The following is a 22,661-nucleotide window of genomic DNA, read 5'->3' as shown; positions in this document are numbered from 1 at the left end:
CGACGGGGGCCGTGCCGTCGAGGAGGGGCGGGTCGTCGGCGCAGGTCGGCTCGTCGAGGCGGGGCAGGTCGGCGTCGTTCGCTCCGGGGGCTTCCGTCACGCCCCGCATGCTAACGACCGCCGTCCGTGGGCTTCCAGCGCCGAGGCGCCTCTTCTACTGGGCCTCGACCGTCACCGTGAAGGAGAAACGGTCGCCGCGGTAGCGGATGCGCGCCACGTCGACGACCCGGCCGTCCGCGTCGTAGGTCACGCCGGTGTAGTGGAGGATCGGCGAGAGCAGCGGGACCTGGAGCAGGGCCGCCGTCTCAGGGTCGGCGAGGCGCGCCTCGACCGTGTCCGTGATGCGGCTGATCCGCACCCCGACGACGTCCCGCAGCACCTTCGTCATCGGCCAGCGCTCCAGATCGGCCGGGTCGATCGCCGCGGCGAGCTCGGGAAGTACCGCGTTCTCCGCCCAGTTCGTCGGCTCGCCGCTCTCCCCGTCGCGGCGCAGCCGCCGGTACGCCACGATCTCCGTCAGGTCGGGGAAGTACTCCGCGAGCTCACCCGGCACCGGTTCGGTGCCGTGCCCGAGGACCGTCGTCGCCTCGCCCGACTGCTGGGCCACGATCGCGTCGATCGAGCCGAGCAGTCGGCGCGGGGTGGAGCGCCGGGCGCCCGGCTCGATGAAGGTCCCGCGCCGTCGGTGCCGGCTGATCAGGCCCTCCTCCTCTAGTTCCTTGAGGGCCTGGCGCATGGTCAGCACGCTCACGCCGTAGTGGGCCGCGAGCTGCTCCTCGGTGGGCAGCCGCAGCGAGGCGTCGGGCGTGCGCCCCAGTATCGAGGCGCGCAGCGACTGCGAGACCTGATACCAGAGCGGCAGCTTGCGGTTCAGGACCAGCGAGTCGGGAGCGAAGGCGGTCACGGGTTCTCCGTACGAAGGCTACGGGCTTACGGCCGAGACACTACGGCCGAAAGTGGCGCTCAAGACCCTGCCATACGTCGTCGTACCCCTTCTGAAGGTGGTCGGCGTCCGCGGCCTGCGGGGTCGCGGTCACCGGCCAGCGGGTCTCGAACATGAAGGCAAGACCGTCGTCGATCTTCTGCGGCTTCAGCTCGGCGGCGCTGGCCCGGTCGAAGGTCTCCCGGTCCGGGCCGTGCGCGGACATCATGTTGTGCAGGGAGCCGCCGCCCGGCACGAAGCCCTCCGCCTTGGCGTCGTAGGCGCCCTCGATGAGGCCCATGTACTCGCTCATCACGTTGCGGTGGAAGTACGGCGGCCGGAAGGTGTCCTCGCCGACCAGCCAGCGCGGGGCGAAGACCACGAAGTCCACGCTCGCGAGCCCCGGGGTGTCGGAGGGCGAGGTGAGGACCGTGAAGATCGACGGGTCGGGGTGGTCGTAGGAGATCGTCCCGATGACATTGAAACGGTGCAGGTCGTAGACGTACGGCGTGTGGTTGCCGTGCCAGGCGACGACGTCCAGCGGGGAGTGGCCGTACGTCGCCGACCAGAGGTTGCCGCAGTACTTGTTGACCACCTCGACGGGACCCTCGACGTCCTCGTAGGCGGCGACCGGGGCCCGGAAGTCACGGGCGTTGGCGAGGCCGTTGGCACCGATCGGGCCGAGGTCGGGGAGCTGGAACGGGGCGCCGTAGTTCTCGCAGACGTACCCGCGGGCGGTCTCGTCGAGCAGCTCCACGCGGAAGCGGACCCCGCGCGGGATCAGCGCGACCTCGCCGGGGTGGACGGCGAGCAGGCCGAGCTCGGTACGGAGCAGGAGGCCGCCGCGCTCCGGGACGATCAGCAGCTCGCCGTCCGCGTCGCCGAAGACCCGCTCCATGGAGGCGTTGGCGTGGTACAGGTGCACGGCCATGCCGGTGCGCTGGGTCACGTCGCCGTTGCCGCCGAGGGTCCACAGACCGGCCAGCCAGTCGGTGCCCGGCGCCGGTTCGGGCAGCGGGTTCCAGCGGAGCCGGTTGGGGTCGGGCACGGTCTCGGTGAAGGGGGCGCCGCGCAGCGCCCCGTTGTCGATCCGGGTGAACGGCGGGTGCGCGGCCGAGGGGCGGATCCGGTAGAGCCAGGACCGGCGGTTGTGTGCCCGCGGCTCGGTGAAGGCGCTGCCGCTGAGCTGCTCGGCGTAGAGACCGAGGGGTGCGCGCTGCGGCGAGTTACGGCCGTGCGGCAGTGCGCCGGGGATCGCCTCCGAGCTGTGCTCGTTGCCGAAACCGGTGCTGTAGCTGAGCGCATCGGCCGTCTTCCTGGCCTGCTCCGTGGTCATCGCCCGCTCCTGTCCTGAGCCCACAAGGGAAACCCATAAGGGAATCCTATGGATGACCGTAGGATTCCGCGCGCCTCCCGTCAACGGTGCATCTGCCTCCGGTGGCGGGGCGCCCGGAAACCGGGTGCCGCGCGAGGGGGTCAAAAAAGATGAACAATGCTCTACTCTCACGCGCATGTCCTGGACCCGAAGGTTCGTCCTCGCGCTCACGGTCGTGCTCGCGGCACTCGCCGCGGCCCTGCTCACCGCTCCCGGGGCCCAGGCCCACGAGGAGCGGCCCGTCACCTTCCCCGACGGCTCCGGCACCGTGCCGAAGCTCCGCACCGGAGAACCCGACCTTCTCGTCTGCAAGACCGACCGGGCCGACTTCGCACGCCGGATCTCCGGCTTCCCGGCCACCCTCAAGGCCCGCAACCTCGCCCTCCACCAGCGCTGCGCCCGCGACGGCTACCGCCACCTCCAGCAGGCCGTCGACGCCGTCGACCGGCCGGGACTCACCATCGCGATCCTCCCCGGCCTGTACGAGGAAGAGCCCTCGCTGCCGCCGCCCACCGGGGCCTGCGCCACGCTCAAGGCGCCCAAGTCCTCGCTCGGCTACCAGATCCTCAGCTACGAGCAGCAGCTGCAGTGCCCGCACAACCAGAACCTCGTCGCCATCCTCGGCAAGAAGAACCTCCAGATCGAGGGCACCGGAGCCTCCCGCCTCGACGTCGTCATCGACGCCAAGTACCAGAAACTCAACGGGCTGCGCGCCGACGGCACCGACGGGGTCTACTTCCGCAACTTCACCGCCCAGCGCACCACCTTCAACTCGCTGTACGTGCTCGCCGCCGACGGCTTCGTCATCGACGACGTCCTCACCCGCTGGAACGACGAGTACGGCTTCCTCACCTTCGCCTCCGACCACGGCCTCTACAAGAACTGTGAGTCCTACGGCAACGGCGACTCCGGCATCTACCCCGGCTCGGCCTCCGACATCAACGACGAACACGGCTACGACGTCCCCCGCTACTCCATCGAGATCACCGGCTGCCGCAGCCACCACAACATGGTCGGCTACTCCGGCACCGCCGGAGACTCCGTCTACGTCCACGACAACGAGTTCGACCACAACATGGGCGGCGCCTCCATGGACTCCGCCTTCCCCGGCCACCCCGGACTGCCCCAGAACCACGCCCGCTTCGAACGCAACCTGATCCACGACAACAACCAGAACTACTACCCGTACGTCGCCGACGGCACCTGCGCCAAGCCGCCCGTCGAGCGCGGCTACGAACAGGGCGTCGTCTGCCCCCAGATCTCCATGCCCCCCGGCACCGGCATCATCACCGCCGGCGGCAACTGGAACCTCTACGAGAACAACTGGGTCTACGGCCACCAGCGCGCCGCCTTCTACCTCAGCGCCGTCCCCGCCTTCATCCGCGGCGAGTCCGCCTGGGGCAAGCAGACCGACACCTCCCACCACAACCGCTACGCCGCCAACCACCTCGGCGTCGACAAGTCCGGCGCCTCCCGCCCCAACCGCAGCGACGTGTGGTGGGACGGCCAGGGCGGCGGAAACTGCTGGCAGTCCGACGCCGGCGCCGCCACCCCGGGGGCCCTGCCCGACTGCGGGGCGCGCCGCGGCGACGTCTCCGGCGACACCGACCGGCTCATCGGCGAACCCGTCAAGCTCGCCCAGCTCCTCGTCTGCGCCGACTACAACGTCCAGGCACGCCGCCTCCCGGCAGGCTGCGACTGGTACGGCGCCCGCGGGCTCCAGCGCGTCGAGACCCAACTCGCCCTCGGCAGCTCCCTCGTCCTCGCCCTGGCCGGCTTCGCCCTCTGGTGGCGCCGCCTGCGCGGCAACCGCCTCGCCGGCGCGGCCACCCTCATCGGCCTCGCGGGCCTCGCCCTGGATGTCGCCGGCTCGACCCTCGCCCTCACCCCGACCGTCGTCCCGGCCCTCGCGCTGCTGCTCACCGGCATCTGGTGGACCGTCCTCGGCCTGGCCCTCCGGCCCACCCGCCCCGTCCTGGCCTGGACCACCGTGGTCCTCGGTGCCCTCACCCTCCTCGACGCCTTCGACAAGGCGGTCCTGATGGTCCCCGGCATCCCCCTGAGCCCGGCCTGGCTCCGTCTCCTGCTGGGCGTGGTCTGGGTCCTGTGGGCGGTGGTCGCGGCGGGAGCCCGCGAGCCGCACCCGGCCGGTGAAGACCAGGAGCCCGAGTCGGGACCGAGCACCGAGCCCGAACCGGCCACCGAGGCGCGGTCGCACGGGGAGGGAACCGCGTGAACGGCGCGAACCGCGTGACGGACCCGTACACGCCCAAGCCGCTCCGGGTCGCGGTGGCGCCCCTGGCCCTGGTCCTGGCCGCCGCCCTCGCCCTCGCGGGCTGCGGCGGCCGGGCCACCACCCATCACAAGCCCGGCACCAGCCACCAGGAGGCCACCGGGAGCAGTGGGACCCTGCTCACGGCCCGGGACGAGGGCGGGCATCGGCTCAGGGAGCTCCCGGCGGCGGACGCACCCACCGTCCGGGCCGAGGCCCGCCCCGACAGCGAGGGCGGCTGGAACGTCCACCTCACGGTGGAGAGGTTCCGTTTCACCCCCGAGAGCACCGGCGGCGCGGCCCTCCCGGGCCGCGGCCACGCCCGCCTCCTGATCGACGGCCGGGAGATCACCCGTCTCTACGGCCCGTGGGGGTACGTACCGGCGGGCGCCCGCACCCTGACCGTCCGGCTCCACGCGGACGACCACACGGTCTGGGCCGCCGCCGGCACCCCCGTCCAGACCACCGTCCGCCTGGACGGCACCCCTGCCTCATCCGCCCCCGCGAGTCCCGGTACCTCCGCGCCGCCCGCGCCCGCCCGCCCGACCGACTCCCGCCCGCCCGACTCCCGCACGCCCGATCCCGGACGGACCGTCACCCTCACCATCACCGGCAAGACCGTCTCGCCACCCCCTTCCCGCATCGAGTTGAAGAAGGGCGAACGCCTCACCCTCCGTGTCACCGGCGACCGCGCCGACACGCTCCACGTGCACGGCTACGACCGCGAACTGCCCCTCTCTCCCGGCACACCCGCGACCCTCACCCTCACCGCGGACCGCACCGGCCTCTTCGAGGTGGAGACCCACGAGTCCGGACTCCTCCTGACCCAACTCGTCGTCCGATGACCGGTCTCCCCGCCGACGCCGCCCACGCCCACGTCCCCGACATCGGTCTCGGTCTTCCACTCGCCCACGGCGTGGGCTCCCGGCACGACCTCCCCCTCTCGCCCTTCTACGCCTACGCGGGCGCCTTCGCCGCGCTCCTCATCTCCTTCCTCGCCCTCGGACTGCTCTGGTCCTCCTCCCGCTTCCGCGGCGACCTGTCAGGACGCCCGCTCCCCGCCGTCCTCCAGCGGGCGGCCGACGCCCCTGCCACCCGCACCGCGCTCCGGCTGCTCGGCGCCGTCGCCGCCCTCGTCTTCCTCCTCCACCTCCTTCTCGGCCCGGACGACCCGGACCGCAATCCCGCCCCCGGCGCCCTCTACGTCCTGCTCTGGGTCGGACTCGTCCCCGCCTCCCTCCTCCTCGGCCCCGTCTGGCGCCTCCTCAACCCCCTGCGCGCCCTCCACGCCCTGCACCCGCCCCGGAACCCCCGTCCGCTGCCCGCCGCCGTCGGCATCCGCCCGGCCGCCCTCGGTCTCCTCCTCTTCACCTGGCTCGAACTCGTCGCCCCCGACAACACCTCCACCACCACCCTCCTGATCGCCGTCGCCGTCCCCACCGGCGTCCTGCTCATCGGCGCCGCCCGCTACGGCGACCGATGGTTCGCCCACGCCGACCCCTTCGAGGTCTACTCCTCCCTCCTCGCCCGGCTCTCGCCGCTGGGCCGCCGCGCCGAAGGCCGTCTCGTGCTGCGCTCCCCCTTCCACGGCCTGGACGCCACCCCGCAGACCCCCGGCCTCGTCGCCACCGTCTGTGTCCTCCTCGGCTCCACCGCCTACGACGGCCTCTCCGACAACCCCCGCTGGATCACCACCCTCCAGACCTCACCCCTCGGCCCCACCCTCACCGCCACGCTCGGCCTCCTCGCCGCCGTCGCCCTCGTCGCCGCCTGCTACGGACTCTGCGCGGGCGCCCTCCGCCTGATGAACCGAGCCCTCACCACCCCCCTCACCTCCTTCGCCCACTCGCTCCTGCCCATCGCGCTCGGCTATCTCGTCGCCCACTACTTCTCGCTCTACGTCACCGAAGGGCCACGTACAGTCATGATGGCAGGGGGCACTGACAACGCCCTCGCACCCGCCCCGTTCCTGGGTCCCGGGGGCCTCGCGACGCTTCAGGTCGCCGCGATCGTCACCGGTCACGTCCTCGGCGTCGTCGCCGCCCACGACCGGTCCGTGCGCCTCTTCCCGCCCGACCGCGCGGTCGCCGGCCAACTCCCGCTGTTCGCGCTGATGATCGCGTACACCCTCGGCGGCATCGGCCTGCTGATCGCCTGAGCCCGACCGGAGCGGCATCATGGTCCCCGTGCCCCAGACCAGCCCCCAGTCCCCGTCCGCGCTCCGCCGGGCCCCCGTCCAGCAGCGCAGCGCCGAGCGGCTCGCCCGGATTCTCGGCGCCTGCGCCGAACTCCTCGACGAGACCGGTTACGAGCAGCTGAGCACCCGTGCCGTCGCCGTCCGCGCCGGAGTCCCCATCGGCTCCGTCTACCGCTTCTTCGGCAACAAGCGGGCGATGGTCGCCGCCCTCGCGCACCGCAACCTCGACGAGTACGCCCAGCGGGTCTCCGCCCGTCTCACCGCCGAGCCGCGCCTCGACCCCCACGGGGCCATCGACGGCGTCCTGGACGAGTTCATCGAGATGAAGCGGACCGTCCCTGGTTTCGCCCTCGTCGACTTCGGCGTGCCCGCCGCCGCACCGGGCGAGAGCGCGGGTGGCGGCGGAGGAGCGGGCGGCGTCGACGGAGGCGGCGCCGACGACGGTGCGGACCACGGCGAGGACGTGGCGGCGAGTGCCGTCGACGACCCCAACCGCCTGGTCGCCGAACGGCTCTGCGCCCTCCTCGCCACCCACCTGGACCGACCGGCCGACGACGACCTGCGGCGGAAGGTGCTGGTCGGCGTGGAGACCGCCGACGCCCTCGTCCGGCTCGCCTTCCGCACCGACCCCGCCGGCGATCCGGCGATCGTCGACGAGACCCGTCAGCTGCTCTACGCGTATCTGGCGCCCTCGCTCTCGTAACCTCCCGCAGACCCCTCCCGCACGTGCCTACCGGTCGGTATGCTCGGCGCCACCCGACGCCGCCCCAGGGAGACGCCATGTCCACCGCCCTGCGCATCTGCCCCCTCTGCGAAGCGACCTGCGGACTGACGCTGACGATCGAGGGGGCCCGGGTCACCGGCGCGCGCGGCAACCGCGACGACGTCTTCAGCCAGGGGTTCATCTGCCCCAAGGGCGCCGCGTTCCCCCAGGTCGACTCCGACCCCGACCGGCTCCGCGGCCCCCTGGTCAGGAAGGACGGCCGGCTCCAGGAGGCCACCTGGGAGGAGGCGTTCGACACGATCGCCGCCGGAATTCGTCCGCTGATCGAGGAGTACGGGCCGGATGCCGTGGGTATCGTCCTGGGCAACCCCAATGTGCACACGATCGCCGGCGCCCTCTACCCGCCCCTGCTGATCGGCGCGTTGCGCACACGGAACCTCTTCACGGCGTCGACGATCGACCAGATGCCCAAGCACGTCTCCAGCGGCCTGCTGTTCGGAGACCCCTTCGCGATCCCCGTGCCGGACCTGGACCGCACCGATCACCTGCTGATCCTCGGAGCCAACCCGCTGGACTCCAACGGAAGCCTGTGCACCGCCCCCGACTTCCCCGGCAGGCTCAAGGCGTTGCGCCGACGCGGCGGCACCCTCACCGTCGTCGACCCCCGGCGCACCCGCACCGCACGCCTCGCGGACCGGCACGTCGCGATCCGCCCCGGCGCCGACGCGTTCCTCCTCGCCGCGCTCGTCCACACCCTCTTCGAGGAGGGGCTCACCGACCTCGGCCCGCTCGCCGCCCATGTGGAGGGGAGCGAGGAGGTGCGCGCCGCGGTACGGGAGTTCAGCCCCGAGGCGGTCGCCGACGCCTGCGACGTGGACGCGGACACCATCCGCGCCCTCGCCCGGGAACTCGCCGCCGCGCCCACCGCCGCCGTCTACGGGCGGATGGGCAGCTCCACCGTGGCCTACGGCACCCTCGCCAACTGGCTCGTCGACGTCCTCAACATCCTCACCGGCAACCTCGACCGGCCCGGCGGCGCACTCTTCCCGCTCTCCGCCACCGCGCCCGCCCCGCGCCCCGCGGGACCCGGCAGGGGCTTCACCCTCGGCCGCCGGCACAGCCGGGTCTCGCGCCACCCCGAGGTCAAGGGGGAGCTGCCGATGGTCGCGCTCGCCGAGGAGATCGAGACCCCGGGGGAGGGCCGCATCCGGGCGCTGATCACCGTCGCCTCCAACCCCGTCCTGTCCGCGCCCGACGGACACCGCCTGGATGCGGCACTCGGCTCCCTCGACCTCATGATCGCCGTCGACCCGTACCTCAACGAGACCACCCGGCACGCCGACGTCCTGCTCCCCCCGCCCCCGCCCTCGCAGAGCTCCCACTTCGACTTCGCCTTCAACGGCTTCGCGGTCCGCGACCAGGCCCGCTACACCCCGGCCGTGCTCCCCGTCGAAGCGGGCCGCATGGACGAGTGCGAGATCCACGCCCGGCTGATCCTCGCCGTCTCGGGGATGCACGGGGCTCCGCCGTCCGCCGTCGACCAGCTCGCGATCGACACCACCCTCGCCAAGGCGGTGACCCAGGAGCACTCGCCGGCGTACGGGGCGGACCCCAAGGAGTTCGCGGCCCGGCTCACGGGGGACACGGGACCTGAGCGCCGGCTCGACCTGATGCTGCGCCTCGGCCCGTACGGGCTCACGCTCGACGAGCTGCGGGCCCACCCGAACGGCATCGACCTCGGCCCGCTGAAGCCGCGCGTGCCCCAGCTGCTCAAGACCGTCAGCGGACGGATCGAACTGTGCCCCGCGCCGCTCGCCGCCGACCTGCCCAGGCTGCGCGCCGCGCTCGATGCCGTACCCGACCCCGGCACCCTCCAGCTCGTCGGGCGACGCCACCTGCGCTCGAACAACAGCTGGCTGCACAACACCCCCGCGCTCGGCGGCGGCTCCAACCGGTGCACCCTCCAGGTGCACCCCGACGACGCCGCCCGGCTGCGGCTTGCTGACGGCGGCCTCGCCCGGATCAAGGGCGAGGGCGGCGAGCTGGAGGTGCCGGTCGAGGTGACCGAAGGGGTGCGCCCGGGGGTGGTGAGCCTGCCGCACGGCTGGGGCCACGACCGGCCGGGCACCCGGTTGTCCGTGGCGTCCGCCCGCCCCGGAGTCAACGTCAACCAGCTGCTCGACGGCTCCCGGCTCGACCCCCTGTCGGGCACCGCCGTTCTGAACGGCTTCCCCGTGGACGTGTCACCCCTGCCTTGACCTGGGGTTTTGCTCGTATTGCTCACGCGTCAACATCTTGTTAACGGCGGAAGAGGGCACCTACCGTCATCCGGACCGCCGCTCGGCGGCTGTTCAACGGTGAACGTGAGGTGTCCTCCATGCTGACCGTCCTCGGCTTCGCCATGATCGCGACCTTCCTGGTCCTGATCATGATGAAAAAGATGTCGCCGATCGCGGCGCTCGTGCTGATCCCCGCGCTCTTCTGTGTGGTGGTGGGGCAGGGGGCCCAGCTCGGCGACTACGTCATCGAAGGCGTCGGCAAGCTGGCACCGACGGCGGCGATGCTGATGTTCGCCATCGTCTACTTCGGCGTGATGATCGACGTCGGCCTGTTCGACCCGATCGTCCGGGGCATCCTGCGCTTCTGCAAGGCGGACCCCGTGCGGATCGTCGTGGGTACGGCGGTGCTCGCCGCGATCGTCTCGCTGGACGGCGACGGCTCCACCACCTTCATGATCACCGTCTCGGCGATGTATCCGCTCTACAAGCGGCTCGGCATGAGCCTGGTGGTCATGACGGGTGTCGCCGCCACCGCGAACGGCGTCATGAACACCCTGCCCTGGGGCGGCCCCACGGCCCGCGCCGCGACCGCGCTGAAGCTGGACGCCGGGGACGTCTTCGTGCCGATGATCCCCGCGCTCGGCATGGGCCTGCTGTTCGTCTTCGTCCTCGCGTACGTCCTCGGCCGTCGTGAGCGGAAGCGCATCGGCTACCTCACGCTCGACGAGGTCCTGGTGCCCGAGACCGACACGGTGCTCGTCACGGCCGGTGGCGGTGGCGGTGTGGACCTGACCAAGAAGCCGGTCGGCGGTGCCGGTGACGCGCCCGGAGCGGCCCAGGGCACCGGCGCGGGCTCCGACAAGGGCTCCGGTGCGGGCGAGGACGAGGGGTTCCAGGGACTCGACCCGAACCGGGCGACCCTCCGGCCCAAGCTGTACTGGTTCAACGCCGGTCTGACGGTCGCGCTGCTCGCCGCGATGATCCTCGAACTGATGCCGATCCCGGTGCTGTTCCTCCTCGGCGCCGCGCTCGCGCTCACCGTCAACTACCCGAAGATGGCAGAGCAGAAGGCGCGCATCGCCGCCCACGCCGACAACGTCCTCAACGTCTCCGGCATGGTCTTCGCGGCCGCCGTCTTCACCGGTGTCCTCACCGGTACGGGCATGGTCAAGCACATGGCCGACTGGCTCGTCGGGGCCATCCCCGAGGGCATGGGGCCGCACATGGGCCTGGTCACCGGTGTCCTCAGCATCCCGCTCACCTACTTCATGTCGAACGACGGCTTCTACTTCGGCGTGGTCCCGGTCCTCGCGGAGGCGGGCGCCGCCCACGGGGTCTCGCCCCTGGAGATCGCACGGGCCTCCCTGGTCGGCCAGGCGCTGCACATGTCGAGCCCCCTGGTCCCCGCCGTGTACGTCCTCGTCGGCATGGCGAAGGTGGAGTTCGGCGACCACACCAAGTTCACGGTGAAGTGGGCGGCGCTGACCTCGCTGGTCGTCCTCGCGTCGGGGATCCTCTTCGGCATCATCTGATCCGCTCCCGGGCTCCCGGCGCGGCCCGATCCGACCCGGGCGTCGGTGGCGCGGTGACGGAGGGTGGGCCGGACGGGTGGAGCCGGAGGGTGGTGCGGCCCTGTCGCCACCCTCCGTGTCCATGTCGTGACAGATAGTCGGATTATCGCACTAAGTATCCGACGTGCTCACGACTGGAGGACCCGCACCATGACGACTCCCCCCACCCGCACTCTGCTCCGCGCGGCGCTGGCCACCCTGGCGCTCGGCGGCGTGACCCTCGCCGGCGCTCCGACGGCCTTCGCCGCGCCCGGCGACAACGGCGACGTCAAGGTCCACCGGCAGGGCACACCCGACACCAGCGAGGCCAACCAGCCCCAGGTCGGGTGCATCTTCCGGTTCGCGGCCTTCAACTTCGACGGCCTGCAGAGCATCCAGTGGAACATCTACGAGCAGCCGGGCCTGCCAGGCAACCAGGACCCGTCGCTGAAGAACGGCAGCATCGCCGTCAACAGCACCGGTGACGGACACACGGACGACATCACCGGCCTGCCGTCCGGCATGTACAAGGTCGAATGGACGTGGGTGGGCCAGAACGGCGCGGCCAAGTCGAAGGTCTTCCGGGTCACCTGCCCGGACGGCGGTAACGGCGGGAACGGTAACGGCGGCAACGGCAACGGGGGCAACGGCAACGGCGGGAACGGTAACGGCGGCAACGGCAACGGCGGGAACGGCAACGGGGGCAACGGTAACGGCGGCAACGGTGGCCACGGCCACGGCAAGCCCCCGCACGGCCCGGTCGGTGCCGGTGGCGGCGGCAGCGCGGAGATCGCCGCCGACGACTCCTCCAACTTCGGCATCGGGGCGGCCGTCGCCGCCGGCCTCGCCGGTACGGCCGGACTGGTCCTGATCCGCCGCTCGCGCCGCCGCACCGATGGCGCGGCGTAGGTCCTCCCGCCTCACGCGCCGGCGCCGGCGCCTGTTCCGGCTCGCCAGGACCGTGACGGTCACCGTGGTCCTGGTGACCGGCGGAGTCTGGTGGGCCGGAGACGAGGAACCGGCCGAGCCGGTGCTCGCCGCAGGCCCGGCCGCTCCCGGTCGGCCCGCGTCCGCCCCGGCCGCCTCCGGGGCGGCCGGGGCGGACGCGGGGGCCGGAGCGCCGGCCGCCCTCGACCACAAGGCGAAGCCCAGGGCGCGGCCGAAGGCCATTCCCTCGCCCCGACCGTCGCCCCCGCCCGCACCGCTGGCCCGCTCACGTCCGACCACCGTCGCCGTACCGGCCATCACCGTCGAGGCCCCGGTGGTCGAACTCGGTCTCGACGCGGCGGGACGCCTCGCCACGCCGCCCGTCGACAACCCCCTGGTCGCCGGCTGGTACGCGAAGGGGGCCACCCCGGGTGAGCGCGGGACCGCCGTCGTCGTCGGTCACCGCGACACCCGCACCGGGCCCGCCGTCTTCCTCAACCTCGACTCGCTCAGCCCCGGCAACACCGTCCGGGTCGCCCGCGCCGACGGCAAGGTCGCCGTCTTCACGGTCGACCGCGTCCGTACGTACGCCAAGGCCGAGTTCCCCGACAAGGAGGTGTACGGCGCCACCGGGCGGCCCGAACTCCGGCTGCTCACCTGTGGCGGAGCCTTCGACCGCAGCACGGGCTACGAGGCGAACATCGTCGTCTTCGCCCACCTCACCGATATCGCCCGCAAGATCTGAACGGCGGACCCCAGCCGCGTCCGCCGTTCTGCCCGCCCCGGCGGGCCCACGCCATCCGGCGTGCGCCCGCCGGATACGGCCACTCCGCCGCGAGCACCGCCGCCCGGCCGAAGCCCTCCGCGGGCTCCCGGTCCCGGCCCGCCGCCGCGAGCGCGCCGGCGCCGCACACCTGAGGGACTCCGTCTCCGTCTTTGTCTCCGCGAGCCGTTCCCCGGCCGGCCCCGCCCGTTCGACCCCGGCGCGCGCACCTCGACGGCCTCCTCGGGCCGCCCGCACGAAAAAACAGCAGCGCCCAGGCCGTCAGATGTGGGATGCCGGCCTCCCGGTACTCGGGCGGCAGCCGCAGCGTCTCCTCCGGCCGGCCGGTCGGCCCTCCCGTACCGCCGCCCCGGCCCGCGCCGATCGCACCTCGAACACGCCCTGACGGTCGCCCTGGGTCGGCGCCGTCCGCTCGGTGGTTCGAGCAGCTCGCTCCCACCGGCCCGCGCTCCCGCCCCGGCCGCGGTTCCGGCTTCCCGCATCCGTACCCGAACGGTCGCGGTCGCCAGGACCCGGCCGATACCGGGGAATGACCGGTGGGCAAGGAGGCTTCTGTCAGTTCGGGGGGTGTCCGGCTGTCAGGGGTGCCCGTGGACATCGCCGGGGCGGGCGGGGCACGATCGGCTGGGTACGCGGCTCGCTGCTCGACGGCCCGGAGGCTCCCTGTGCGGCCCGGGACTGAGACGGGGGGCACGTTCCGAGGTCCTGGCGCCGGAAAACTAACAGCGCTAGTTTGGTGGACGACGTACCGGCCGGTGGCGAACCGGTCGGTGACCAACCGGCCGGCGACGATCCGGTCGGCAGCGTGAGGAGACAGCGGATGAAGGCGCACGACGCGATGTACATCGGCGGGGAGTGGCGCCCCGCCGCGGGCCCCGACACGATCGCCGTCATCAACCCGGCGGACGAGCAGGTCATCGGCCACGTCCCGGCCGGCACCGCCGAGGACGTCGACGCCGCCGTACGCGCCGCCCGCGCCGCGCTGCCCGGCTGGGCCGCGACCCCGCCCGCCGAGCGCGGCGCCAGGATCGCCGCCCTGCGCGACGCGCTCGCCGCCCGCGCGGAGGAGATCGCCGCCACCGTCACCGCCGAACTCGGCGCCCCGCCGCAGCTCGCCGCCGCCGTGCACGCCGGACTGCCGATCGTCGTGGCGGGCACGTACGCGGAACTGGCCGCGACCCACCCCTTCGAGGAGAAGGTCGGCAACTCGACCGTCTACGCCGAGCCCGTCGGCGTCGTCGCCGCGATCACCCCCTGGAACTTCCCGCTCCACCAGGTCGTCGCCAAGATCGCCCCCGCCCTCGCCGCCGGCTGCACCACCGTCCTCAAGCCCGCCGAGGACACCCCGCTCACCGCCCAGCTCTTCGCCGAGGCCGTGCACGAGGCGGGCCTGCCCGCCGGTGTGTTCAACCTCGTCACCGGCCTCGGCCCGGTCGCGGGCCAGGCCCTCGCCGAGCACCCGGACGTGGACCTCGTCTCCTTCACCGGCTCCACCGCCGTCGGCCGCCGCATCGGCGCGCTCGCGGGCGGCGCAGTGAAGCGCGTCGCCCTCGAACTCGGCGGCAAGTCCGCCAACGTGATCCTGCCGAGCGCCGACCTCGCCCAGGCCGTCTCCGTCGGCATCGCCAACGTCATGTCCAACTCCGGTCAGAAGTGCAGCGCCTGGACGCGCATGCTGATCCCCGCGGACCGCTACGAGGAGGCGGTGGCGCTCGCCGCCGAGGCCGTCACCAAGTACGTCCCCGGTGAGCGCCTCGGCCCGCTGGTCAACGCCAAGCAGCAGCAGCGCGTCCGCGGCTACATCGAGAAGGGCGTCGAGGAGGGCGCCCGGCTCGTCGCCGGCGGCCCCGAAGCCCCGCTCGGGACTGGCTACTACGTTTCCCCGACCGTCTTCGCCGACGTCACCCCGGAGATGACCATCGCCCAGGAGGAGATCTTCGGACCCGTCGTCTCGCTCCTCCGGTACGAGGACGAGGACGAGGCCCTCGCCATCGCCAACGGCACCGTCTACGGCCTCGCCGGAGCGGTCTGGGGCGACCCCGAGGAGGCCGTCGCCTTCGCCCGCCGGATGGAGGCCGGCCAGGTCGACATCAACGGCGGCCGGTTCAACCCGCTGGCCCCCTTCGGCGGCTACAAGCAGTCCGGCGTGGGCCGGGAACTCGGCGCGCACGGCCTCTCCGAGTACCTGCAGACCAAGTCCCTCCAGTTCTGAGTCCTCCCCTCCCGAGCGCAGAAGGAGCAACGAGCGTGATCCGCGCCGCCGTCCTGCCCGCCGTCGGCTCTCCGCTGGAGATCACCGGCATCGAACTCCCCGAGCCCGGCCCCGGTCAGGTCCGGGTCCGGCTCGCCGCCGCCGGGGTCTGTCACTCCGACCTCTCGCTCTCCAACGGCACCATGCGGGTCCCGGTCCCCGCCGTCCTCGGCCACGAGGGCGCCGGCACCGTCGTCTCCGTCGGCGAGGGCGTCGCCCATGTCGCCCCCGGCGACGGCGTCGTCCTCAACTGGGCTCCCTCCTGCGGCAGCTGCCACCCCTGCTCGCTCGGCGAGGTCTGGCTCTGCGCCAACGCCCTGACCGGCGCAGCGAACATCCACGCCCGCACCCAGGACGGCACCGAACTCCACCCCGGACTCAACGTCGCCGCCTTCGCCGAGGAGACGGTCGTCGCCGCCGGCTGCGTCCTCCCGGTGCCCGACGGCGTACCGCTCGCCGACGCCGCCCTCCTCGGCTGCGCCGTCCTCACCGGCTGGGGCGCGGTCCACCACTCCGCCCGGGTCCGCGAGGGCGAGACCGTCGCGGTGTTCGGCGTCGGCGGGGTGGGCCTCGCCACCCTTCAGGCCGCCCGGATCGCGGGCGCCTCGACGATCGTCGCCGTGGACGTCTCGCCGGAGAAGGAGGCGCTCGCACGGGCGGCCGGTGCGACCGAGTACGTCGTCGCCTCCGAGACCACGGCGAAGGAGATACGGAAGCTGACCGGCGGCCAGGGCGTGGACGTGGCCGTCGAATGCGTCGGCCGCGCCGTCACCATCCGTACCGCCTGGGACTCCACCCGGCGCGGCGGCCGCACCACGATCGTCGGCATCGGTGGCAAGGACCAGCAGGTCACCTTCAACGCCCTGGAGCTCTTCCACTGGGGCCGCACCCTCGCGGGCTGCGTCTACGGCAACTCGAACCCGGCCGTCGACCTCCCGGTCCTCGCCGAACACATCCGGGCCGGCCGGCTCGACCTGGGTGCTCTCGTCACCGAGCGGATCACCCTGGACGGCATCCCGGGCGCCTTCGAGAACATGCTCGCGGGCAAGGGCGGCCGGGCCCTGGTGGTCTTCCCCTGACAGCACGCACACGTGGAAGCCCGTACCGGTACGCCGGTACGGGCTTCCACGCGTCACAGGTCCAGCACGAGACGGCCGCCGCGCGAGCGGCCCACGCAGATCATCATCGTCGCCCCCGAGGCCTTCTCGTCCTCGCCGAGGACGGAGTCGTGGTGCTCGGGCGTCCCGGCGATCACCTTCGTCTCACAGGTACCGCAGACGCCCTCCTCGCAGGAGTACGCGACGCCGGGAACCACCTCACGAACCGCGTCGAGCAGGGTACGACCGGGCGCGACGCGCACGGTCCGCCCACTCCGCCGCAGCTCCACCTCGAAGCCGTCACCGCCCCCGGAGTCCCGGGCCGGCGCCGCGCCGAACCGTTCCGTGTGCAGCGAACCGGGCCACCGTTCCTCCACTGCCCGCAGCAGCCCCTCCGGGCCGCAGCAGTACACGGCCGTCTCCGCCGGAATCCCGGCGAGGACGGAGTCCAGGTCGGGCAGCCCCGCCGTGTCCTGCGGGACGAGCGTGACCCCGGGGAGCGCGGCGAGCTCCTCGCGGTACGCCATGGCCGCCAGGCTCCGGCCGCCGTACAGCAACGACCACGACCCCGGCGGCAGGGAGCGGACCATCGGCAGCAGCGGGGTGATGCCGATGCCCCCGGCGATGAACAGATACCGCTCGGCGGACACGAGCGGGAAGCGGTTGAACGGGCCCCGGACCCCGAGGACCGTGCCCTCGCCGACGGAGGTGTGGATCTCCTCCGATCCGCCCCGGCCGGCAGGCTCCCGCAGCACCCCGAGCCGGTACGCGCTCCGGTCCGCCGGGTCACCGCAGAGCGAGTAGTGCCGGACCGCACCGGACGGCAGCGTCACCTCCAGATGCGCGCCGGGCTCCCACGGGGCCAGCACGGCGCCCGTGGGATCGGCGAGTAGGAGCCCCAGGACGCCCTCGGCCTCCCGGACGACCGACCGGACCGTGAGCAGGGCATTGGACATGCGTCACCTCGAAGTTCGCGACGGCGGCAGAAGTGGTTCCGGCCACACCCGGCACAGCGCCCCGTACAGCACGGCGGCGACCACGAAGGCAGCCGGCAGGCTCAGGTCGACGCCGCCGGTGAGCTCGGTCAACGGGCCGGTGTAGAGCGGATTGTTGACCCAGAGGACCCCGACGGCCGAGCCGACCGCGAAGGCCGTGGCGGCCCGCGGATTGACCCCACCGGTGTACCAGTACCGTCCGCCGCCGCCCGTGGTGAACGTACGCAGCGCCTCCGCGTCGTACCGGCCCCGGTGGAGCACGTATCCGACGAACAGCACGGCCGCCCAGGGGGCGACGACCGTGAGCAGCAGTGTCACGAACGCCGACATCGCGTCCATCGCGTCGTACACCACCGCCCCGAGGTACAGCACGGCTGCCGCGAGCAGCGCGACCACCGTGGTCACGGCGGCCCGTGAGGAGCGCCAGAACACCGAGTTGGCCGACAACCCGGCCGCGTACAGACAGAGCCCCGCCTGCGGCAGGGTGCCCGCGAAGCCGAAGACCACGACGGCGACCGCGAACCAGCCGGGCACCGCGTCCGTCAGGCCCTGGAGCCAGGGAGCGTCGGGGACGGGGAAGAGGGTCGTCACGTACGCGCCGGTGAGCAGCGCGGCGAGACTGCTGAGGAACATGGAGATCCCACTGGCCCGCACGACCCGGCCGGTGGGGGTGGAGGCGGGCATGAAGCGGGTGTAGTCGCCCTGGAAGGTGGCGTACGACAGGGGCACGGCGGCGGACGCGGTCGCCGCGAGCAGCCAGGTGTGCAGGGTGCTGTCGAGGGCGAGCGTCCCGCCGGCGTATCCCGCGTCGAAGTCCGGGGCCAGGACGAGCACGGTGCCGAGCAGGACCACGCCCCCGGTGACCGCCGTGACCCGGTACGTACGGACCAGGGTCTCGTGGCCGCGCACGGCGACCAGCGCGACCGCCGCCGCCGTCACGAACATCGCGGCGGTCAGCGCGCCGGGGCCGGTGGGGGTGGAGAGCAGCCGGTGGCCGGCGACCATGACGGCGGTGCCGCCCGTCCACACGGCGATCGCGAAGAAGCCGAGCGCGGTCACCACCGTGAGGACGTTGCCGACGACCCTGCCCCGGACGCCGAAGTGCGCCCCGCTCGCCACGGGATCGTTGGAGCCGGTGCGGACGCCGAACCGGGCCAGCGGCGCGAGCAGCGCCGTGCCGACGGCGACGCCCACGGCGATCGCGCTCGCCGAGGCCCACCAGCCGAGGCCGAAGACGACGGGCAGCGCGCCGAGGACGACCGTGCCGAAGGAGAACTGCGCGGAGGGCCAGATCCAGCCGAAGTCGCCCGGTTTCGAGGTGCGTTCGGCTTCGGGCACCGGAGCGATGCCGTCGTGGTCGACCGCCGCACGGGGCGGCGTCACGGTGGACGCCGCCCCGGTCGGTGTGGTGGTCATGAGGCGCCCCCGGCGGGGGCGGTTCCCGATGCCGGCGCGACCTCTCGGTCGTGCGCCGGGTCGCGCTGTTCCGGAACGGAGAGGTCACCCGGCAGTACGTCGACCACCCGGAGCGCCGCGCACGCCGCGCCCGACAGGCGCTCCCCGCTGGCCAGGTCGAAGGTCGTGTGGTGCAGGGGGCAGGTGATGCGCAGCCTGTCCCCGTCGACCCTGCCGTACTTGAGCCGGCCCCCGCGGTGCGGGCAGACGGCGGCCGCGAGGACCTTGCGGCCGCCCACCTCGACCAGGACCAGCTCCTCGGTCACCTGGCGGACGGTGGGCTCGTCGGAGTCCCGCCGCCGCCCCGCGGGCACGGCCGTCATGCGACGGTCTCCCGCGCCCGCGCGAGGGCCGTCTCCGTGGCCGTACCCACGATGTCGGAGGCCAGCCGCACGCCCGCCCAGATCTTCGCCAGGTCCGGCTCTTCGAGCGCGCGGATCGCCGTACGCATATGACTGCTGTGGTACGCATCGATGTAGAGGTGCTCGGTGTAGTAGGCGTCGTGGACGATCCCGAGCCGCCGCGCCGCCCGCGCGAAGCTCTGGAAGGCGTACAGCACGCTGGTCTCGAAGTAGGCGTACGCACCCAGGAAGTACTGGGGCGAGGGCGCCCGGCTCGCCAGCCAGTGGAACATGTTGACGTAGGCGAAGCACTCCGGGGACGTCTCGTCGAGGTAGTCGTCGAGGCGGAGGCTCATGCCGAGCTCGGTGAGCAGGTCGCGGTAGAGCTGGGAGTGCGCCTTCTCCTCGTTGCCGCAGCCGAGTTCGTCGATGAGGACGCGGAAGACCGCCATCGCCGAGCGGTACGGCAGCCGGGGCACGACCGGCAGCAGCGACTCGGACTCGGTGAGGCCGTCGAGCGCGAACTGCCGCACCACGACCTTGAACTGATCGAGCGTCGCCTCCTCGGCGAGGAAGGTCGCGCTCTCCGGGAGCGAGGCCTCCTCCTCGGCGAGGAATTCCTTGAGCGCCTGGAGCAGCTCGCCGGCCGAGCCGAACCGGGGCGCGGAGGCCTCGTACGCCCGCGCCTTGGGCAGGATCCACCGCTCCTCGATCGCGGCCATCGAACCGTAGTCGCCGAGGTTGGGTACCCGCCGGTAGAGGCTGTGCAGTTCGCGCTGCGCGGTCGCGGCCGGGGCCGTGATCGAGTGCGCGGCGACCGGGACGGCGGAGGGAGCGGGGGAGGGAGCGGCGGGGATCGCGCTCATGCCGCCTTCGCCTCCTCGTGCACGGTGGGGGAAGCGATCACGCCGCGCCGGTGCAGTTCCTTCTTGACCCAGCGGTACCAGTCGTCCTTGAAGACGCCGTACCGCTCGCAGACGGTGTTGATCTCCGTCTGGCGGTCCGGGGTCGGGTCGACGAGCATCGCGTTGCACAGGCCCGGTTCGAGGTTGGCCAGCGGGCCGATGAAGCCGTCGATGCCGGTGGCGTCGACGAGGAGGTTCTCCCAGCCCTCGAAGACCGGGATGCCGGTGCCGGCCCCGGCCATCTTCCGGGTGAACGCGGCGTCGCCGCTGGACTCCTTGATGCCGACGATCCCGGGTATCTCCTCGCAGATCCGGATCAGGGTCTCGAACTCGATCCGATTGCCCGAGAGCGCCTCCTCGTTGTAGAGGAAGATCGGGATGTCGAGGGCCGCGCGGATCGCCTCGTAGTGCTCGACGATCCCGTCCTGCGTCACGTCCGCGCCGAACGGCGTGGTGACGACGACGGCGTCGGCGCCGATCGCGGCCGCGGTACGGGCCCGGTCGATCACCGCGGCGGTGTCGGGGAGCTGGATGCCGGCGAGCACGGGCAGGCCGCCCGAGTGCCGCACGGTGTACGTCACGACGTCCTGCCACTGCCGCGCGTCGAGCTTCCAGCCCTCACCGGAGGTCAGAGCCGGCATGAGGCCGTTGACCTCGGCGCGGATGTGGTCCAGGAGACGGACGACGCTCTGCTCGTCGACGACGCCGTGCTCGTCGAAGGGGGTGATCAGCGGGACGACGGTCCCGGAGTAGGTGCCAGGCATGAGTGGGGTGCCCTTCGGAATGTCTACAGAGGGGTCTGCGGAGGGGCCTTCGGAGGTCTTCAGAAGGTTCTTCGGAGGGTTCTTCAGAGGCTTTCGGAGTCGACCGTCAGCACCAGCGAGCGCTGGTAGAGGTCCTCCAGATAGGCCGGGAACGAGTGTTCCTCGCCGGGGCCCATCGGTACGACGGGCAGGCCGGTCGTCCGGAGCAGCCGCGGGCTCGCCGTGTGCAGCACGCCCTCGCGGCCGATGACCTGGGCGAGCAGCAGACGCTCGTGCGTGGGCAGGCCTTCGAGCTCCGGCGTGGTGAACGCCCGGCGGACGTCCGCCTCCTCGTAGGCGGCCCGCTCGATGGCCAGGTCGGTGTGGAGGACGTCCATGAAGGGGTAGTAGTCGTCCTGCACCCCTCGCTCGTATCCCCACACGAGGTCGTCGCAGCGGCCGACCTGCTCCCAGCTCATGACGACCCCGCCCGCTTCACCCGCGGCCAGCCGGCCCGCGAAGAAGGCCTTGGCGGCCAGGCGGACGACATCGTCCTTGCTGTGCATGCCCATGAAGAGCGTGGCGTCGATGAACACCACCGGGTTCGTGTCAGACCGCATAGCGCTCAAGCACCTTCCGCATCCGCTCCATCGCGCCGGCGAACAGCTCCGGCTCGCGGGCCAGGGCCAGGCGCACGAAGCGCTCGCCCTTCTCCTTGGTGTTCCAGTAGAAGAAGGTGCCCGGCAGGACGTACACCTCCTCGTCGAAGAGGACGGCCTGGAGCTGGGTGGCGGTCAGGTGCTCCGGCTTGATGCGGAACCAGGCGACGCTGGTGCCGACGACCGGCTCCTGGAACTCCAGGATGGTGCCGCTGAGGGCGTCGCGGGCGGCCTCGCCGTTGGTGCGGATGATGTCGCGCACCGAGGCGAAGCCGTCGGTGATGGAGTCCTCGACGTACTGGGTGACCATGTTGAGGACGAACGGCGAGACGTTCAGGAGGACGCTGGTGTGGAGGTTGTAGACCTCTTCCTGGATGTCCCGACTGGCCGTGATCATGGCGCACTTGGCGTCCTGGATGGGCCAGGTCTTGCCGGTGTCCTCCATGACCATGTACGTGACGCCGGACTGCTCCAGGAGCTCGTAGATGTCCACCCGGCCGACGCCCTCGTCGCAGAGCGCGAAGGACGCGAAGCAGAAGTCCATCACCAGGACCTTGTCGTGGTCCACGCAGTAGCGGACGACCTCGCGGAAGCCCTCCAGCTTCTCGGCGAGCAGGGTGAACCCGGTGGGGTTGTTGGGGTCGACGAGGTAGATGGCGTCCGCGGTGATCTCCTCGACGAGCCGCTCGTAGATCGCGTCCTTGTCGTGCAGCGCGGACTCGGCGAACGGGGCGATCGGCACCTGCATGTTGCGCAGCAGGTCGACCAGGTTGTCGAAGCAGGGCTCGACCAACTGCACGGACATGCCGCGCTGCTTGAGGAACATGCCGGCGACCATGGTCGACACGCTGGCGGAGTAGGAAAGGAGCGTGCGGCCCATCGCACGGGCGGTGGGCTGCTGGTGCAGCCGGAAGAAGGCGTCCAGGAACTGCCGCTCGAAGTGCGCCTGCTGCTTCGACTCGGACTCGTGCCACAGCTCGGGAAGCCGGGAGACGATCCGCTCCTGGGTGGCGGACTGCCGCTGGTGGGTGTGCGCGTCGGCCAGGTTGAACCGGGTCTTCAGGGCTTCGATCTCGTGCTGGGTGAGGTCGACGAACGTGCTGACGTCTGCCTTGTCGGTCAACGACATGAAGAACTCCCGCTGTCGATACGAATCTCCGTCCGGAATTCCGGCGGCGTGAATGA

The 22,661-nt window shown here is 72.2% G+C and carries 19 protein-coding genes; 10 read left to right on the top strand and 9 right to left on the bottom strand.

All coding sequences use genetic code 11. The annotated features are described in order from the left end of the window. Positions 1-154: 154 nt before the first annotated feature. Together OG514_RS01885 and hmgA are read right to left on the bottom strand one after the other, a co-directional pair. Positions 155-904, bottom strand: coding sequence for a GntR family transcriptional regulator (locus OG514_RS01885; RefSeq protein WP_266890140.1), 750 nt, complete (start codon positions 902-904; stop codon positions 155-157). A gap of 40 nt (positions 905-944) precedes the next feature. After that, on the bottom strand, positions 945-2,258 hold the full coding sequence (gene hmgA / locus OG514_RS01880; RefSeq protein ID WP_266890138.1) for a homogentisate 1,2-dioxygenase: 1,314 nt from the start codon (positions 2,256-2,258) through the stop codon (positions 945-947). A 175-nt stretch (positions 2,259-2,433) separates the two neighbouring features. Here hmgA and OG514_RS01875 point away from each other — a divergent pair, with 175 nt between their 5' ends. The 10 genes from OG514_RS01875 to OG514_RS01830 all read left to right on the top strand — a co-directional run bounded on the left by OG514_RS01875 (position 2,434) and on the right by OG514_RS01830 (position 16,360). Further along, positions 2,434-4,533: a right-handed parallel beta-helix repeat-containing protein gene (locus tag OG514_RS01875; RefSeq protein ID WP_266890136.1), complete on the top strand. Its 2,100-nt coding sequence runs from the start codon at positions 2,434-2,436 to the stop codon at positions 4,531-4,533. A 53-nt stretch (positions 4,534-4,586) separates the two neighbouring features. Beyond that, a complete protein-coding gene (locus OG514_RS01870) occupies positions 4,587-5,414 on the top strand; it encodes a hypothetical protein (protein ID WP_266900715.1) in 828 nt (275 codons plus the stop codon). Beyond that, on the top strand, positions 5,411-6,727 hold the full coding sequence (locus OG514_RS01865) for a hypothetical protein (RefSeq protein ID WP_266890134.1): 1,317 nt from the start codon (positions 5,411-5,413) through the stop codon (positions 6,725-6,727). Before OG514_RS01870 ends, OG514_RS01865 begins: the two co-directional genes overlap by 4 nt. Positions 6,728-6,746: 19 nt before the next feature. Continuing rightward, positions 6,747-7,469: a TetR/AcrR family transcriptional regulator gene (locus OG514_RS01860; protein ID WP_266890132.1), complete on the top strand. Its 723-nt coding sequence runs from the start codon at positions 6,747-6,749 to the stop codon at positions 7,467-7,469. A 77-nt stretch (positions 7,470-7,546) separates the two neighbouring features. Then, positions 7,547-9,748 (top strand): molybdopterin-dependent oxidoreductase, encoded by a 2,202-nt coding sequence (locus OG514_RS01855; protein ID WP_266890130.1) that lies wholly within the window; start codon positions 7,547-7,549, stop codon positions 9,746-9,748. Positions 9,749-9,867: 119 nt separating this feature from the next. Further along, a complete protein-coding gene (locus OG514_RS01850; RefSeq protein WP_266890128.1) occupies positions 9,868-11,301 on the top strand; it encodes a CitMHS family transporter in 1,434 nt (477 codons plus the stop codon). Between the two features lie 189 nt (positions 11,302-11,490). Continuing rightward, positions 11,491-12,228, top strand: a complete 738-nt coding sequence (locus OG514_RS01845; protein ID WP_266890126.1) for a hypothetical protein — start codon at positions 11,491-11,493, stop codon at positions 12,226-12,228. Further along, positions 12,215-12,991, top strand: a complete 777-nt coding sequence (locus OG514_RS01840) for a class F sortase (RefSeq protein ID WP_266890124.1) — start codon at positions 12,215-12,217, stop codon at positions 12,989-12,991. The genes OG514_RS01845 and OG514_RS01840 overlap by 14 nt, the downstream gene beginning before the upstream one ends. A gap of 859 nt (positions 12,992-13,850) precedes the next feature. Next, positions 13,851-15,242 carry an aldehyde dehydrogenase family protein gene (locus OG514_RS01835; RefSeq protein WP_266890123.1) on the top strand — a complete coding sequence of 464 codons (1,392 nt, stop codon included), beginning with the start codon at positions 13,851-13,853 and terminating at the stop codon, positions 15,240-15,242. 35 nt (positions 15,243-15,277) lie between these two features. Next, positions 15,278-16,360, top strand: coding sequence for a Zn-dependent alcohol dehydrogenase (locus OG514_RS01830; RefSeq protein ID WP_266890121.1), 1,083 nt, complete (start codon positions 15,278-15,280; stop codon positions 16,358-16,360). Positions 16,361-16,413: 53 nt separating this feature from the next. Here OG514_RS01830 and OG514_RS01825 read toward each other — a convergent pair whose 3' ends face one another. The 7 genes from OG514_RS01825 to OG514_RS01795 all read right to left on the bottom strand — a co-directional run bounded on the left by OG514_RS01825 (position 16,414) and on the right by OG514_RS01795 (position 22,605). Continuing rightward, positions 16,414-17,334, bottom strand: coding sequence for a PDR/VanB family oxidoreductase (locus OG514_RS01825; RefSeq protein WP_266890119.1), 921 nt, complete (start codon positions 17,332-17,334; stop codon positions 16,414-16,416). A gap of 3 nt (positions 17,335-17,337) precedes the next feature. Continuing rightward, a complete protein-coding gene (locus OG514_RS01820) occupies positions 17,338-18,789 on the bottom strand; it encodes a cytosine permease (RefSeq protein WP_266890117.1) in 1,452 nt (483 codons plus the stop codon). Beyond that, a complete protein-coding gene (locus tag OG514_RS01815) occupies positions 18,786-19,151 on the bottom strand; it encodes a Rieske (2Fe-2S) protein (RefSeq protein WP_266890115.1) in 366 nt (121 codons plus the stop codon). The genes OG514_RS01820 and OG514_RS01815 overlap by 4 nt, the downstream gene beginning before the upstream one ends. Next, positions 19,148-20,035 carry an iron-containing redox enzyme family protein gene (locus tag OG514_RS01810; RefSeq protein ID WP_266890113.1) on the bottom strand — a complete coding sequence of 296 codons (888 nt, stop codon included), beginning with the start codon at positions 20,033-20,035 and terminating at the stop codon, positions 19,148-19,150. The genes OG514_RS01815 and OG514_RS01810 overlap by 4 nt, the downstream gene beginning before the upstream one ends. Next, positions 20,032-20,838 carry a dihydrodipicolinate synthase family protein gene (locus OG514_RS01805; protein WP_266890111.1) on the bottom strand — a complete coding sequence of 269 codons (807 nt, stop codon included), beginning with the start codon at positions 20,836-20,838 and terminating at the stop codon, positions 20,032-20,034. The genes OG514_RS01810 and OG514_RS01805 overlap by 4 nt, the downstream gene beginning before the upstream one ends. An 83-nt stretch (positions 20,839-20,921) precedes the next feature. After that, positions 20,922-21,437, bottom strand: a complete 516-nt coding sequence (locus OG514_RS01800) for a DUF6190 family protein (protein ID WP_266890109.1) — start codon at positions 21,435-21,437, stop codon at positions 20,922-20,924. Next, a complete protein-coding gene (locus OG514_RS01795) occupies positions 21,427-22,605 on the bottom strand; it encodes an aminotransferase class I/II-fold pyridoxal phosphate-dependent enzyme (protein ID WP_266890108.1) in 1,179 nt (392 codons plus the stop codon). Before OG514_RS01795 ends, OG514_RS01800 begins: the two co-directional genes overlap by 11 nt. Positions 22,606-22,661 lie beyond the last annotated feature (56 nt).

Origin of the sequence: Streptomyces sp. NBC_00572 (assembly GCF_026341815.1) — a bacterium.
Taxonomy (GTDB): Bacteria; Actinomycetota; Actinomycetes; order Streptomycetales; family Streptomycetaceae; genus Streptomyces.
The sequence above is the reverse complement of the archived record's forward strand: the minus strand, read 5'-3'. Positions and strand labels throughout refer to the sequence as shown.

Bases quoted from the DNA above. Each gene is read 5' to 3' on its own strand.
- hmgA (WP_266890138.1), bottom strand. From the start codon at position 2,258: ATGACCACGGAGCAGGCCAGGAAGACGGCCGATGCGCTCAGCTACAGC.
- OG514_RS01875 (WP_266890136.1), top strand. From the start codon at position 2,434: ATGTCCTGGACCCGAAGGTTCGTCCTCGCGCTCACGGTCGTGCTCGCG.
- OG514_RS01865 (WP_266890134.1), top strand. From the start codon at position 5,411: ATGACCGGTCTCCCCGCCGACGCCGCCCACGCCCACGTCCCCGACATC.
- OG514_RS01860 (WP_266890132.1), top strand. From the start codon at position 6,747: ATGGTCCCCGTGCCCCAGACCAGCCCCCAGTCCCCGTCCGCGCTCCGC.
- OG514_RS01855 (WP_266890130.1), top strand. From the start codon at position 7,547: ATGTCCACCGCCCTGCGCATCTGCCCCCTCTGCGAAGCGACCTGCGGA.
- OG514_RS01850 (WP_266890128.1), top strand. From the start codon at position 9,868: ATGCTGACCGTCCTCGGCTTCGCCATGATCGCGACCTTCCTGGTCCTG.
- OG514_RS01845 (WP_266890126.1), top strand. From the start codon at position 11,491: ATGACGACTCCCCCCACCCGCACTCTGCTCCGCGCGGCGCTGGCCACC.
- OG514_RS01840 (WP_266890124.1), top strand. From the start codon at position 12,215: ATGGCGCGGCGTAGGTCCTCCCGCCTCACGCGCCGGCGCCGGCGCCTG.
- OG514_RS01835 (WP_266890123.1), top strand. From the start codon at position 13,851: ATGAAGGCGCACGACGCGATGTACATCGGCGGGGAGTGGCGCCCCGCC.
- OG514_RS01825 (WP_266890119.1), bottom strand. From the start codon at position 17,334: ATGTCCAATGCCCTGCTCACGGTCCGGTCGGTCGTCCGGGAGGCCGAG.
- OG514_RS01820 (WP_266890117.1), bottom strand. From the start codon at position 18,789: ATGACCACCACACCGACCGGGGCGGCGTCCACCGTGACGCCGCCCCGT.
- OG514_RS01815 (WP_266890115.1), bottom strand. From the start codon at position 19,151: ATGACGGCCGTGCCCGCGGGGCGGCGGCGGGACTCCGACGAGCCCACC.
- OG514_RS01810 (WP_266890113.1), bottom strand. From the start codon at position 20,035: ATGAGCGCGATCCCCGCCGCTCCCTCCCCCGCTCCCTCCGCCGTCCCG.
- OG514_RS01805 (WP_266890111.1), bottom strand. From the start codon at position 20,838: ATGCCTGGCACCTACTCCGGGACCGTCGTCCCGCTGATCACCCCCTTC.
- OG514_RS01800 (WP_266890109.1), bottom strand. From the start codon at position 21,437: ATGCGGTCTGACACGAACCCGGTGGTGTTCATCGACGCCACGCTCTTC.
- OG514_RS01795 (WP_266890108.1), bottom strand. From the start codon at position 22,605: ATGTCGTTGACCGACAAGGCAGACGTCAGCACGTTCGTCGACCTCACC.